This window comes from Agrobacterium sp. OT33, from assembly GCF_017313365.1.
Classification (GTDB): domain Bacteria; phylum Pseudomonadota; class Alphaproteobacteria; order Rhizobiales; family Rhizobiaceae; genus Agrobacterium; species Agrobacterium rhizogenes_A.
In genome coordinates this window covers 275,740-289,482 of sequence record NZ_JAFLMZ010000008.1, presented here as the reverse complement: position 1 = coordinate 289,482, position 13,743 = coordinate 275,740, and the positions used below count along the sequence as shown (strand labels likewise).

Genomic DNA, 13,743 nt, shown 5'->3' with positions numbered 1-13,743 from the left:
TGAAAGGAACTGAAATGAATCCGCTCAGAATGACACCTGAGACGATACGTCTTGGCGGTCACAGAGGCCATAGTGCGGGTGCTCCCGAAAACACCCTCGCAGCGTTCAGGAAGGCATTCGAATTCGGTGGCCAACACGTCACTTGTGAAACCGATCTAGGAATTACCCGCGACGGCGAACTTGTCCTGATTCACGACAAGACGGTTGACCGCACCACCAACGGCCACGGTCTGGTGCAGAACATGACGTATTCCGAACTGTCCAAGCTCGATGCCGGCAGTTGGTTTGGCGATCAATTCAGCGGAGAACGTGTGCCGTTGCTGAAAGAGGCGCTGCAGCTCGCCCGCGAACTCGGTATTATCTACCAGCTGGAGCTCAAGATCTACGACGCGAACGATGTGTTCTTTCCGAAGCTGAGGGCACTGATCGACGAGCTGGGTTGCGCGGACCTTCTGCAGTTTTCCTCGTTCGACTACGTTCAACTGAAGGCTGTTAAGCAGGCAATACCTGACGTGCCGACCGTTGGTCTCATGCATTCGCGTCTGATCGACCCTGCCGCTCTCGCGCGCCAGGCCAACCTCGACGCGATGAACATCGAAATCTACCACTTCGCCAGTGGAGAGGCTCGCCAACTTCACGAAGAGGGCTTCGCCGCATTCTGCTACCTACCGGCGGGCTACCACGAGAAACTCCTGAAATATGGCGTCGATATTGAAGCTCAGGTCGTTCAATGGGTTCGTGGAGGTCAGTTGGATCAGCTCCTGGGCGATGACGTCGCGCAAGTGGCAAAGATCAGGGACCGAGCCCATGGTTGAGATGGCTCCTACGACTCTTTCCGCGCGTCCGTTTGAGGCGATTGTTGAAGACATCGCTAGGGAAGCTGGCAAACTGGCCTTGAGCCATTTTGAATCCCTGGCAGACCTTCCCGTCGAAACGAAGGGCCATCTGGACCTCGTGACCCAGGCGGACAAGCAGGTTGAGGAATTCCTGATTGCCAGACTGCAAGAAGCCTTCCCGGATGACGGGATTTTTGGTGAGGAAGGCGGCGAAATCACAGGAACGTCGGGCCGTATATGGGTTATTGATCCAATCGACGGAACGTTCAACTTCGTGCGTGGGGGGCAAAACTGGGCGGTTTCGATCGGTCTTTATGAGAATCGGCGGCCCGCGTTCGGTGCCATTTTCGCTCCAGTCCGGGATCTGATGCTTGTTGGAGGCAAATCGGTCGAACCGCTCCTTAATGGTAAACCGATCAAGCCGCTGCCGGCCCTCGACATGTCGCGAGCATCAACCGGATTTAGCTTCCATCCTTCGGTACCAACCGCCGACCGGCTGGAAGTGATCCGCTTTATTTCGGACGAGCTGCAGATCAGCTTCCGGTTCTGCGGATCCGCCACCCTCTCGCTCATAGAGGTGATGATGGGGGAGACTGATGGCTATGTGTCAGTGGGAGATTCAACCTGGGACGTCATGGCGGCTCTGCCTATCCTGGCAGGTCTTGGTGCTTCTCACACAATTGACTGGGATCGGATCGAACTGTCTCAAAAGCTCCGCTTCGTATGTGGCAGCAAAGAATTCCTGACCAGAGCCAGACCATTGCTGCAGAACCTTTCAGCCGCCGCTTAACCGCATAGTTGGCTGAAGGACCAATGCACAAATCTGCGCGCTTTTCAGCCAGTACAACAAACCCAAAGGCGTCGCGCACTTTCGCGGCGCCGCATCCAACCCGTATCCGATGGCGTGGTTCTATCGCGCTATGTGTTTTTGGAACACCAATTTGAAAGCCTTTGATACACCGCCCGGCCCAATTCTTTACCTAACGGGTTTCTGTGACACCCGTGTGAAAGCCAGGGGGGTCTGATGTCGAGTAAAGCGCCTAAGCCCGGACCTTTCGCACCCCTCCCGTTCGTTACGGATCTCGCGAAGGATGAGGTTAAAACTCAATGTGCCGCGATCTGCTACAGGCGGATTTTTAAAGGTAGCGACGAGATCGAAGTCCTCTTGATCACGAGCCGCGACAGCGGGCGTTGGGTAATCCCGAAGGGTTGGCCGATGCGAAAAAAGAAACTGCATCAGGTTGCCCGGCAAGAAGCCTGGGAAGAAGCGGGCGTGCGCGGCCATGTACAGAAGACGCCGTTCGGGCACTTCAGCTACCTGAAGAAGGTTTCGAAAGATGAAATCTTCCCGTGTCTGGTTCAAGCCCACCTCCTGACCGTATCCAAACTTGAGGAAGATTTCCCTGAGAGAGGACAACGTCAAATCAAGTGGTTTTCACCTGCCGAGGCAGCGCTGGCTGTACAAGAGCCTGGGTTGCGACGACTTTTCAACAACCTGCAGCACCACACCGAACCTGAACCGACGTCGTCCTGACCAACGTTGGTTTGGGAACAGTTGCCGTGCGTGACAAACTACAGAGGGCAATATGGATATCAATCTGCTTAGGAAAACCCCTGATCTAAGAGGCGTCGCGGACATACGACTTGCGACGCTGGACGATGGCCCCGGTCGCGGGCAACGCATTCTGATTGCCCGCAACGCGACTGGGGTGGCGTTCGAAGTGGCGGTCGATCGTGGTTTCGACGTTGCCAGTCTTTCTTTTAGAGGCATCAATATCGGGTGGCATTCGCCCACGCAGATGCGATTTCCCACAGTCGATCCCGGCTCGGAAGAGGGATGGGGCTTCATGCGCAACTTCGATGGCTTCATGGTGACCTGCGGCCTTGATCACATTAGTCGACCTCGCGAAATAGATATCTCCCACTACAATCATCCGCACCTGAAATCGAAGAAAGTGCCGCAGCACGGCCGGATATCGACTGAGAAGGCGCGATTGGTTGGTTATGGTGTCGAGCCGGAATCGGGCGAGATCTTCTGCGAAGGGATCGTTCGGCAAGCGAGTGTCTTCGGTGAAACGCTCGAATTGCGCCGGCGGATCACTCTTGGCGCGTTCGACTCCGAGCTTACTATCGACGATACGGTGACCAATCGAGGCTTCGTCCCGTCGCATCACGCCGTCATCTACCATCTGAACTACGGGTATCCCTTTCTTGACGAGAACACGGAATTCACAGGATTGCCTGAGCTTCTATCGACCAAAATGCTGGTGGACCCGCCTGTACCAAATGACAAATACGGCGAGCGGGTGGACTCTGTTGATAGTCGTGAGATCCCGGAAGCGGGCTCGATCATGCTTAGCAATCCCGCGCTCGACATATCCGTTGGTCTGACATTTAGCCGTACGCACTTAACCAAGCTCGCTATCTGGCGCGCATACCAGTCAGGCGTGTACGCGCTGGGGGTGGAGCCGAGGACCGAACTCGCCCAAGAGCGACCTCTGCTTCAGCCCGGGGAAAGCTGCGCGCATTCTCTGCAACTCGTGCTCGGCAATCACAAAGGCCAGTAAAGCCAGCGCGACGCGCCACATAATTGCAGCCATCGGTCAACTGCTGCGCAGGATAAGGAGCCAAGGCAATGTTCGGCATAACTATTCGCACTGAATCCGAAGCGCAGCCATTTTGGCAACTGGTTAAAAGGGCCTCCGTCTTTGAACGCAATTCGTCGATCGAAGCGTTAGGATACGCGCCACATATCACACTGGCGCGCTACTCTGACATAGACCCCGCTTTTCTACTCGAAGCGGCAAGAAGACTGCAGGAAGTAAAGGCCTTCTCGCTAACGTTCGATCGCATCGCATTTTTTGACACTGAACCAATTGTCTTGTGGCTGTCGCCACGTTCCAATCAGCGCCTTTTCGAACTGCAAGATGAAATCCATAGAACTATCGACCCGCGACTCTGCGACCCGCACTATCGACCGCTTCAGTGGACGCCGCATCTGACAATCGCAATGGCGATTGACATTACCCAACGTGACGGAGTGTTGGAATTTGCCAACCAGCCTCTTGATCCCGTGACCTTGAGCTTCGATGCTGTCGATTGCGTTTCCTGGCCACCGGTTCGCATCTTGAACACATTGTCGTTGCAGCCGCCGGAGTTCCGCTTGTGACTACGGTTCGCCCTTTTAGACCTGGCGATCAAGTAGGTATGAGCATCGCCCACGAGCGTGCCATTAAGGAAAACTGCCATCGAGACTACACATCTCAACAAGTAGCTGCTTCGACGGCGGCGCCCATGGCCTATTCAAACCTCGCTTGGCAAGGTCGCTGCTATGCTGCTGCTCGGAAAAGCAAGTTGAGATGGTTGCGTGCCCCCGCAACCAATCCCTACGCTACACTATCCCACAATGGCCGAGAACTACGATCCTGTACGCTAAACAGCTATGATCGTCGGCGCTAAATCCCCGACATATAACGCATAATTACAGAATCGACAGGTGCAAAGCGGGGCTGGCCGCAGGCGATGACAATGCCGCTTGTCCGATGGATGAGCTACTAGGCAGCCTCTCTCCGGTCTCGATTGTTGGCGGGAACTCAGACTCAGGTCAGAAGGCTTGATGTCCTCACAGCCAAAGCACTGTGTTGTTGCGAAAAGCTGGGGATAGAAAATCTCGGTTCAGGAAATAGCCGGTGTCTTGTTGGGCTGCATGAAGGCAGCTGGCCGCTGGTGTCGGCCATGCCGACCATATCGTGCGTGCCCGCGCTGCCTGCGATAAGGCCTAGGGTCAAAGCGGGCCTGCCCCCGTGCTTATCTAGCTTCCGGTTCCGAGCATAGCGCTTTCGTCCGCTTCTAGCGCGTCAGGGGTCTTTGGTGGTGACTGATGCGGCAAGCAAACGAGAACAGCAGGGCCCCACGAAGTTCCAGATCGCGTCCGTCACCTCGTCAAGCGCCAGTCCTGCAACTTGGATCGACCGGGTATAGTTTCGCCACTGGCTCTGCTTGCCGGTATCCTCGAAGAAGACACTGGTCAGACCCGGTGGTCGCGAAGAGGGGATCGCGGTTCGTCTGCGCTCGAACGTCGCACTGATCGCGGCATCAAGCTCGTCATCCGGAATGCTGACGACCTGGGGAATTGCCCAGAGGTCGAAGTAGTCCTTCATCCGCCCGTTGATTATGCCGAGCGCCACGATCGCTTGAAGTTTCTCGGCAATTACGACCGCTGGAGGGTAGCTGCGAATGCGTGGGGATTCCATGCCGAGGAGGGAAGGGTAGGAGGTCATCTCGGCTCCCGCAAGAGCATCGCCGAACCCGATGTCGATGGTAACCGGTATTCGTGTACGCTCCAGAAGAGCCACCGTGCGAAGCCGCACACCGTTGTATTCCATCTCCTCGCGGATGACCTCCGCCTGTAGTCCGTCGACATCGAAGACGAGCCCGTCATCGTATTGAACTGCCATGATGCCTGCGAAGATCGATTTCAGGGTATCTCCGTCCGCCTGACCGTATCCAAGGAAATCAACGTCGCGGGTTTCGCGGTTGTCTCCGTCCAGCCAGAGCGTGACGAGCATTCCGCCCTTGAGTATGAAGCGATCGGCCTTGTCGGATGCTGACAGCCGAAAGAGCAGTCGCTCGAGGGCATATCGGACCATGACAATTTCGAAAACCCGCCTTTCACGACGGGCAAGGTTGCTGAGCTGCTGCTTTATGGAAGCCGCCCTGTTTCTGATCTCCCTAGCCATTCGAGGTCAGAGCCTCCAGATAGGGTTTCATCTTCCTCCAAGCGCCGTTCACCATGGCGGTTTCGGTTATTGCCGCCGGACTCGCCTTTCGCTGCTGGAGTGTCGCCCGAAGTGCTTCTATCGCGACCGATCGGTCGACTACCTTGCTTCTGAAGACGTCTGCAATCGTCTTGGTCACCGAGAATATGGGGACCGATACACCGGAAATCCGGTGATGTTCGATGCCGTTGGTCATATAGGTGTCTCGGAATTCAATGATCCTGATAAGTGAATCGGCAGGAGCGACAGCCCAGTCCCTTTGACTTACGGCCACCCATATCTCGCGGGGGATCTGGTCTGTCAGTCCATGAAACGCCAATGCCGATACCAGTGCAACCACACCTCTGGGCGCAAGCTTGGCGGCTTCCGCCAAGGCCTGGGACGAGTCCATGTCACCAAGTACATGCTGATACAGGCCCCGGGATATCCGGACCAGTTCCCCGGATTCCACGGCTCTCGATATCGTCGACGGGGTTATTCCAGCAGCGCGCAATTCGTATGCGCGGGCAATGGGGTGTGAGGCAAGGAAGGTGAGCAGACGCTCCTGCTGAGATGTCTCCGGGGCCATTGTTGGTACATATCCTGGGTATAACTTCACTTTCTACCCAGGTTTTGTACCACATGTCACGGTACATATCCTGGGTAAAATTTCATTTTGTACCCAGGATATGTACCAGATTCTCCTGATTCATAGAGCGTGGCCGCACTAGAGTACTCTCAAAATTTTCCGTTCCTTCCCTGATCCAGCAGGTGACCTCTTCCAGCGTCAGCGCGAGCCATGGGGAGCGCAGGCCGCATTCCCAGACAGTGCCCACCCGCCAGCCGGATGAGTTCAAGGCATTGCGAACTTCCTGGTCCCGGGCGATGTTGCGTGCGAACTTTGCGGCCCAGAACTCGGGATTCGATGCTGGTGTGGTGCACCAGTGGCAGCCCTCGTGGCGGTGCCAGAAGCAGCCGTGGACAAACACGGCTGCCCGTCTCGACTTGAACACAAGGTCAGGCCGACCGGTTACATCCGGATCGTGGAGACGAAATCGAAGGCCGGCCGCGTGAAGATGACGTCGAAGTGTCAGCTCCGGCTTGGTATTCTTGCCGCGGATGCCAGACATCATCTGCGATCGTTTTTCCGGACTCACTACGTCGACCATGACGTTTTGCCTGTCATTTCCACACGAAGATGATATTCATTGCAAATACTGTCTACAACTCCGAAGTGCGTGATTCTTGCCATCATATTCTGTCGTCGACATCTTTGCAGGGCCGGGGGGGCTCGCGGAAGGCTTTTCGAGCGTTCCCGGCATTGGGGATGAGCATGCCTATCACATCGCCCTTTCTATCGAGAAGGAAAGAGCCGCGCATTCCACTCTGCGTCTAAGAAGCTTCCTGCGCCAGTTCAATGGCGCGCTGCCGGACCAGTACTACGACTTCCTGGCGCGGGGCGGTGATGAGCCGGACTGGGCGACGGAATATCCGCGGGAATGGGCGAAGGCGGGGGATGACGCCTGGCAGCTGGAACTGGGAGAGGAAGATCCCGAGAAGCGTCTCAACGGACGCATCGACGAGATCCGCGAGCAAAGCGGCGGCAACTCCATCCTGATCGGTGGTCCGCCGTGCCAGGCCTATTCGCTTGTCGGCAGAGCCCGCAATCAGGGGAAGAAGAACTACGTCGCCAGCGCGGACGAGAAACACTTCCTCTACAAGGAGTACATCCGGATCCTCGATCGTCTGCAGCCGGCCGCCTTCGTCATGGAGAACGTCAAGGGTATGCTGTCGTCATCCGTGGATGGCGAGAACCGGATCTTCGATCAGGTCCTTCGCGACCTTCGTGGAGAAAGGCCGGGGGCCACCGAATACCGGCTCGTCGCGCTTGACCCGAGATCCCGCCGCCAGCTGGATTTGTCGGCCTTCGAGCCACGCGCTGCCGATTTCATCGTGCGCGCCGAAGACTTCGGCGTTCCGCAGGCCCGTCATCGGGTCATCGTTGTAGGACTGCGCGCCGATGTCGCGAAAGGTCTGCCGACGGCGGCCCTGGCTGATCTCATGGTGCGGCATACTCTCAAGGCGACTGTTCAGCATGTCCTCGACGGCATGCCGAAGCTGAGAAGCGGGCTGAGCCGTGGTATCGACGGCGATGACGAATGGCGTGCCGTGGTTGAAGATGCCATGGCCCTCGTGGCAGATCTGGACATCGGTCTGACTGAGGACCTGCGGCTGTCCTTCACTGTCCAGGCACGAAAATGCCTCGCCGCCCTGAGGGGAATGAGTCGGCTTCCGGGCCGCGAAGCATGGGGAAACGGGATTTCCGCCGAATGCCCCGCCGAACTGCGGAACTGGCTTGTTGACGAAAGACTTTCCAACCTTCCGAACCACGCGACGCGAAGCCATATGCCGAGCGACCTTGCACGGTATTTCTTTGCGGCGGTATTTGCCCGGGTGGTCGGTCGATCACCCAAGGCAACCGATTTTCCCGAAGAGCTTTCCCCGAATCATGAGAACTGGAAGACTGGCAAGTTTGCAGATCGCTTTCGTGTTCAGATTTCCGGCGGGCCCTCGACGACGGTGACGAGCCATATCTCGAAGGACGGGCACTATTTCATCCATCCGGATCCGCTTCAGTGCCGCAGCCTTTCGGTACGAGAAGCAGCCAGACTTCAGACCTTCCCCGACAACTATTTCTTCAAGGGAAATCGGACGGAGCAGTACATCCAGGTCGGCAACGCGGTCCCCCCCTTGCTCGCCCGCTGGATCGGCGAGGCGCTGTTTTCCATCCTCACAGCGCATGCCGACGCTGCAGACGAACAAATCGGAAGGGCCAGACTGTCGAATGTCGCCTGATCAAGACGTTGCCAGTCCGGGAGCAGGGGAACTCTTCGAGTGCCCGCGAGCCCTGCTTCCAGACTCGGACCGAGCTGGAAAACACAATATGATACGATCGGGGCAGGCGGCGGCGTCGTGAAGAAAAAGGCGAGGACCTTTCCGGCTGCACCCATTGCTGCAACCCTCATCGAGAGTTTGCGGGACATTGGCTACTCTCTCGAAACAGCCCTCGCAGACATCATCGACAATTCGCTCGCAAGCGGCGCCAGTCTGATTGACATTCTCGCGGACACCGCTGGCGATGATCCGAAGATTGCCATTCTGGACAATGGGAGTGGCATGTCCCCGGACGAGCTGATCGCAGCGATGCGTCCAGGAAGCAGGAATCCTCTCGAAGAACGTACCGGCACGGATCTCGGAAGGTTTGGTCTGGGACTGAAGACCGCATCGTTTTCGCAATGCAGGCGTCTAACCGTGATCACTGCTAGGGACGGCGTGAGATCTGCAGCGATCTGGGACCTTGATTTCGTGGCGGAGCAGAATGAATGGCTCCTGCAGCTACCTGACCCGAGCGAAGCCCAGCCGTGGGGCGATCAGCTTGGGAGCCAGGGAACCCTGGTGATCTGGGAAGCTCTTGATCGGCTTGCCCCGAAGGGTGAGCGTGGGGATCTGGTCCGGTCACTCGACCTGGCACGCGAACACCTCGAGCTGGTATTCCATCGATACATTTCGGGAGAGCGCGGCCACGCCCGTGTGCGAATGCGGCTCAACAATCGCGAACTCAAAGGCTTTGATCCGTTCGATCAGAGCAATCCAGCGACAATAGTCGGCCCTACGGAGGAATTCCGCTCCGGCCGACACATTGTCACCATCCAGAGCTTCACGCTTCCCCACCACAAGAAGCTTCCTGCGGCGGACTGGGAGCGCAATGCAGGTCGCGCCGGCTACCTCAAGAACCAGGGCTTCTACGTCTACCGGGCACGTCGCCTCATCATTCACGGGACATGGTTCGGCCTCGCGCGGCAGACGGAGCTGACCAAGCTGGCTCGGGTGAAGATCGATATTCCCACGGGCCTGGACGCCGAGTGGAAAATCGACGTCAAGAAGGCATCGGCCCAGCCTCCGTTCAATGTTCGCGAAAGGCTTCGTCGCATCATTGAAACGATCGGCGCGACTTCGAAGCGAATATATACCGCACGCGGCAGGAAGCTGGTGTCTGATGCCCGCCTTCCCGTGTGGAACCGGCACCAGGACAAGAACGAGATTTTCTACAGGCTAAATCCGGAGCATCCGCTGATCTCGGGTTTTGTCGACACTCTCAGCGAGGAGCAGAAGGCAGCATTTGACCGCCTTACAGTCCTCATCGAATCGGCGATCCCGATGGAGAGCCTCTATGCAGACATGGGCAGTGAGCCGGAGAACGTGCGAAACACGGGCATCCCGGACGATACCCTGCGCAGGATCGTTGAATTCACAGCAGAGAATCTGGTCAATTCAGGCACGTCCGCCGAAGAGGTGAGGCTGATGATGCAGGTGACCGAGCCGTTCCGATCGCACTGGGCTGCAACGGAAGACATACTGAACGAAAGATTTGGGGGCAGGGGAGATGACTGAAAACTACGAGAATCTGCGGATGGCGGTCGAGCCGTTCATCGCGAAGGCGGTGCTGCCAACTCCGGAAACAATAAGATCCTGGATCACACAGTTCAGGCTGGTGCCGGACTGCCAGGTCGATGACGCAGACGCGGAAAGGCTGGCTCGCGAACTCGAAGCCCAGCACGGCGTATCGATGAAGATTGGCTCGGTGCTGGTCGACCGGGAATGGGCGCCGTGGCTCGAGAGCGAAAAGCCGACAATGGACCGCTACTACTGGATGAGATATCGGCGGCTCCTCGTCGAGAAGCGATTTTCAGGGCAGGTCCTGGCGACACTTGACGCGGTGACCGATCGTATCCTCGGCCTGATGGAGAATCCTCGGAAGGAAGGTGAATGGGATCGGCGGGGCATGGTAGTGGGCCACGTCCAGTCCGGGAAGACCGCCAACTACACGGGTCTCATCTGCAAGGCAGCCGATGCAGGTTACAAGCTTATCATTGTCATCGCTGGTATACACAATAACCTGCGCAACCAGACGCAGCTGCGAATTGACGAAGGTTTCGTCGGCAGGGACAGCGCCCGACTCGGGTCAACCAAGGGTGACCGCATCATCGGGGTCGGGCGCTATGACAGTTCACGCCATCCCTGGACATTCACCACATCCGTTCGCGACTTCAACTCGACTGGCGCCGGCCAGGGTGGTGGCAACCTGGACTCGCTTTCAGTACCTGCCGTGTTCGTCATCAAGAAGAACAGCAGTACGCTTGGTATTCTTCTCGAATGGCTGGGAAACTACAATCGCAAGCGTGGCGCCAAGACAATCTCGGCTCCCATGCTCGTCATCGACGACGAAGCCGATAATGCGTCCATCAACATCAAGCATGGGAAAGGCGCTGTCTCCAATATCAACGGGCAGATCCGTTCGCTTCTCAAGCTTTTTGACCGCAGCTGCTATATCGGCTATACCGCAACGCCATTTGCGAACATCTTCATCGATCCGGATACTGCCGACGAGATGAGGGGCGCGGACCTGTTCCCGAGAAACTTCATCGTCAGTCTTGATCCGCCCTCCAACTATTTCGGTGCGAACAGGGTGTTCCTCGACCAGCCCAGGCAGATCATCCGCCACATCGAGGATCACGACGAAATCCTTCCCCTCAAGCATCCCAGGGACACGGCGATCACCGCGCTGCCCGACAGTCTTCTCAAGGCGATAAGAACATTCATCGTCGCGAGGGCAATACGGCTCGTCCGGGGCCAGCAGTCGGCGCACAACTCGATGCTCGTGAATGCATCGCGCTTCACGGACGTTCAGCAGCAGCTTCGGAATGAGATCCACGACACTCTTGAGGCCATCAAGGCAAGTATCAGCGTGAACGGGGCCCAGTCCGAGCGGGACGCCTTGCGAGATCCGGAAATCCGCGCGCTTCACGAGGTCTGGCAGGAGGAGTATTCAATCACGTCGGAGACAGAGTGGAGCGAAGTGCAGGCGGCTCTTCATTCGTCCGCCGCGCCGATCAGTGTCGTCGAGGTCAACAGTCGTTCCGCGGGCAATCTCGCCTATGCCGATCATGAGAGCTCCGGCCTGAATGTCATCGCTGTCGGCGGGTTTTCCCTTTCGCGCGGGCTCACCCTCGAAGGCCTGATCGTCAGCTACTTCCTGCGCAATTCCATGATGTACGACACGCTCATGCAGATGGGCAGGTGGTTCGGCTATCGACCGGGTTATGATGATCTCTGCCGAGTCTGGATGCCTGAAGAGGCGGAAGGATGGTATGCCCATGTCGCGGAGTCAATCGACGAACTCAGAGACGAGCTGCGGCGAATGGAGGCGGCGAACGCTACCCCCGAACAGTTCGGTCTCAAGGTGCGCAGCCACCCCGACACATTGCTCGTCACGGCCAAGAACAAGATGGGCTCTGGAGAACGGCTGGTTGTATCGATCGGTCTTGCCAACAGCTTCGTCGAGACCGCAATTCTCCATCGGACGGCCGACAAGCTGAAACTCAACCTCAAGGCCGCGAAGAATCTCGCAGCGAGCCTCAAGGAACACGGCTATCCGTTGACAGGAGCCGCGACCGTCACAGGCGGTCGGCTGGTGACCGGAGCACCGGTTGCTCCCGTTCTTCAGTTTTTGAAGGAGTTCCAGAACCACGAAGGGGCATTGCTGACAGATGGAGATCCTCTCCAGCGCTATATCCTTGCTCGCGCTGATGACGAGCTCAAGAGCTGGGATATTCTGTTTGCAGGCGTCGAGCGCGGCAACGAGGACACGGTCGACGACAATCTCGGTATCACGCTGAACCGTCAACGCCGAACCGCCGGGAAGCAGAGCACTTCCAAGACTCTGCATATCACCAACAAGCAGCGTGTCGCCTCGAGAGGGGTCGAAGCGACAGGACTTGAGGCAGACGAAATTGCGTCGGCGCGCAGTGATTATCTCGCCACGCTTGAGCAGGACGGAAAGCTGCCCGCAGAGGGCGAGCCGGTAAACTTCCCGGACAAGATCTATCGCGCTGTTCGGCGACGCCCCCTCCTGATCGTTCATCTCCTGAGGATAGATCCGGAATCCGACAAGGTTGCCGACGATCCGCAGCCTGTGGTCGCATACAGCATCAGCTTCCCGAGGACGGCAAGGGAGGAGGACACGGTGGAGTACATCGTCAACACCACCTGGATCAGGGAGCACTTCCGTAACGAGGGCGACGAGGAGGAGATGGCCGGCGATGAGCAGTGATCCATGGAGGACCCTGAGCGTCCCCGTTGGTGCAGAAACAGCCAGCGCCCGGCGCGTCGATGCCGGGGGTCGATGGGATTTCTTCTGGGCGAAGGATGTGGCGGGGAGGTATCTGCTTCTCCTGGAGTATCAAAGCTCGCTTGAGGCTGTCCCGTCGCTACCTCGACTGCATGGGATCGAGGTGGCAATCCAGTCGCACGAGGAAGGGATTGGGGGGCGTCTCCTGATCCGCCTGCTCGACAACTCCCTCAGAGACATATTCCTCGAACTGTGCAACAGCATTCTCGCGTCCACGTCCCAGGCGACCAGCGAGACCGACGCCATCGGTCGGGCGGTGGCGAGAACATGGCGCTGGCATCACCTGCTCCGTGGAGGTTCGTCCGTACTTCTGTCTCCCGAGGAGCAGAAAGGTCTCATTGGCGAACTGATAACACTGGGCAGGCATTTTCTTCCCGTAATGAGCGCGAGCGACGCGCTGCTGGCCTGGATCGGTCCTACGGATGCACCGAAGGATTTCGAGATCGGCCTGACGGCGGTCGAGGTCAAGACGCGACGTGCCGGCGCCGTTTCCACCGTCACTATATCCTCGGAGCACCAGCTGGATGATGCCGGGCTTGAACGGTTGTTTCTTCACGTCGTGCATCTTTCCGAGGCCCAGGCTGCGCATCCGGAAGCCCGAAGCCTGAACGACTACGCCACCGCTATCCGTATCAGGATCGAGAGCCTGGATCAGGGCGCACTGCTTCTGCTCGACGAGCGGCTGCAGGCTGCAGGGTTCCGATGGGAAGACGACTATTCGACATCGCTCTGGGTCGAGGGACAGTTCGAAATCTTTCAGGTTCGTGATGGCTTTCCGCGCCTGACGACAAGTTCCTGTCTTCCGGGGGTTGCGCGCGTGAAATACACGGTAGCGTTGTCGGAATGTCAGGAATATGCTCTACCGGAAGAGTCGATAAGATCAGGTCTCAGCGGGGGGTGA

The 13,743-nt window shown here is 57.6% G+C and carries 12 protein-coding genes; 9 read left to right on the top strand and 3 right to left on the bottom strand.

From position 1 onward, the window contains the following. Window positions 1-14 precede the first annotated feature (14 nt). From JZX88_RS19880 to JZX88_RS19860, 5 genes are all read left to right on the top strand, one after another. Window positions 15-815: a glycerophosphodiester phosphodiesterase family protein gene (locus JZX88_RS19880; RefSeq protein ID WP_080868302.1), complete on the top strand. Its 801-nt coding sequence runs from the start codon at window positions 15-17 to the stop codon at window positions 813-815. Continuing rightward, on the top strand, window positions 808-1,626 hold the full coding sequence (locus JZX88_RS19875; protein ID WP_161974321.1) for an inositol monophosphatase family protein: 819 nt from the start codon (window positions 808-810) through the stop codon (window positions 1,624-1,626). The genes JZX88_RS19880 and JZX88_RS19875 overlap by 8 nt, the downstream gene beginning before the upstream one ends. A gap of 234 nt (window positions 1,627-1,860) precedes the next feature. Next, window positions 1,861-2,370, top strand: coding sequence for an NUDIX hydrolase (locus JZX88_RS19870; RefSeq protein ID WP_128287346.1), 510 nt, complete (start codon window positions 1,861-1,863; stop codon window positions 2,368-2,370). Between the two features lie 52 nt (window positions 2,371-2,422). After that, on the top strand, window positions 2,423-3,403 hold the full coding sequence (locus JZX88_RS19865; RefSeq protein ID WP_128287347.1) for an aldose 1-epimerase family protein: 981 nt from the start codon (window positions 2,423-2,425) through the stop codon (window positions 3,401-3,403). Window positions 3,404-3,471: 68 nt separating this feature from the next. Further along, window positions 3,472-4,005, top strand: coding sequence for a 2'-5' RNA ligase family protein (locus JZX88_RS19860; RefSeq protein ID WP_128287348.1), 534 nt, complete (start codon window positions 3,472-3,474; stop codon window positions 4,003-4,005). A 688-nt stretch (window positions 4,006-4,693) separates the two neighbouring features. On the opposite strand, the gene JZX88_RS19855 is transcribed toward JZX88_RS19860, so the two are convergent. The 3 genes from JZX88_RS19855 to JZX88_RS19845 form a co-directional block, all read right to left on the bottom strand. After that, entirely contained in the window at window positions 4,694-5,575 is an 882-nt protein-coding gene (locus tag JZX88_RS19855) for a nucleotidyl transferase AbiEii/AbiGii toxin family protein (protein WP_206914542.1), read from the bottom strand. After that, entirely contained in the window at window positions 5,568-6,182 is a 615-nt protein-coding gene (locus JZX88_RS19850; RefSeq protein WP_007878164.1) for a type IV toxin-antitoxin system AbiEi family antitoxin domain-containing protein, read from the bottom strand. The genes JZX88_RS19855 and JZX88_RS19850 overlap by 8 nt, the downstream gene beginning before the upstream one ends. Before the next feature lie 82 nt (window positions 6,183-6,264). Beyond that, window positions 6,265-6,762, bottom strand: a complete 498-nt coding sequence (locus JZX88_RS19845) for a very short patch repair endonuclease (protein ID WP_039860526.1) — start codon at window positions 6,760-6,762, stop codon at window positions 6,265-6,267. 76 nt (window positions 6,763-6,838) lie between these two features. On the opposite strand from JZX88_RS19845, the gene JZX88_RS19840 reads away from it, so the two are divergent. The 4 genes from JZX88_RS19840 to JZX88_RS19825 all read left to right on the top strand — a co-directional run bounded on the left by JZX88_RS19840 (window position 6,839) and on the right by JZX88_RS19825 (window position 13,743). Beyond that, window positions 6,839-8,449: a DNA cytosine methyltransferase gene (locus tag JZX88_RS19840; RefSeq protein WP_206914541.1), complete on the top strand. Its 1,611-nt coding sequence runs from the start codon at window positions 6,839-6,841 to the stop codon at window positions 8,447-8,449. Window positions 8,450-8,566: 117 nt separating this feature from the next. Then, complete coding sequence (locus tag JZX88_RS19835; protein ID WP_206914540.1) at window positions 8,567-10,045, top strand: ATP-binding protein; 1,479 nt, start codon at window positions 8,567-8,569, stop codon at window positions 10,043-10,045. Then, a complete protein-coding gene (locus tag JZX88_RS19830) occupies window positions 10,038-12,764 on the top strand; it encodes a Z1 domain-containing protein (RefSeq protein WP_007878180.1) in 2,727 nt (908 codons plus the stop codon). The genes JZX88_RS19835 and JZX88_RS19830 overlap by 8 nt, the downstream gene beginning before the upstream one ends. Further along, a complete protein-coding gene (locus JZX88_RS19825; protein ID WP_007878181.1) occupies window positions 12,754-13,743 on the top strand; it encodes a PD-(D/E)XK motif protein in 990 nt (329 codons plus the stop codon). The genes JZX88_RS19830 and JZX88_RS19825 overlap by 11 nt, the downstream gene beginning before the upstream one ends.

Coding starts and splice junctions, on each gene's coding strand:
- JZX88_RS19830 (WP_007878180.1), top strand. CDS start 10,038: ATGACTGAAAACTACGAGAATCTGCGGATGGCGGTCGAGCCGTTCATC.
- JZX88_RS19855 (WP_206914542.1), bottom strand. CDS start 5,575: ATGGCTAGGGAGATCAGAAACAGGGCGGCTTCCATAAAGCAGCAGCTC.
- JZX88_RS19870 (WP_128287346.1), top strand. CDS start 1,861: ATGTCGAGTAAAGCGCCTAAGCCCGGACCTTTCGCACCCCTCCCGTTC.
- JZX88_RS19880 (WP_080868302.1), top strand. CDS start 15: ATGAATCCGCTCAGAATGACACCTGAGACGATACGTCTTGGCGGTCAC.
- JZX88_RS19875 (WP_161974321.1), top strand. CDS start 808: ATGGTTGAGATGGCTCCTACGACTCTTTCCGCGCGTCCGTTTGAGGCG.
- JZX88_RS19860 (WP_128287348.1), top strand. CDS start 3,472: ATGTTCGGCATAACTATTCGCACTGAATCCGAAGCGCAGCCATTTTGG.
- JZX88_RS19825 (WP_007878181.1), top strand. CDS start 12,754: ATGAGCAGTGATCCATGGAGGACCCTGAGCGTCCCCGTTGGTGCAGAA.
- JZX88_RS19850 (WP_007878164.1), bottom strand. CDS start 6,182: ATGGCCCCGGAGACATCTCAGCAGGAGCGTCTGCTCACCTTCCTTGCC.
- JZX88_RS19865 (WP_128287347.1), top strand. CDS start 2,423: ATGGATATCAATCTGCTTAGGAAAACCCCTGATCTAAGAGGCGTCGCG.
- JZX88_RS19845 (WP_039860526.1), bottom strand. CDS start 6,762: ATGGTCGACGTAGTGAGTCCGGAAAAACGATCGCAGATGATGTCTGGC.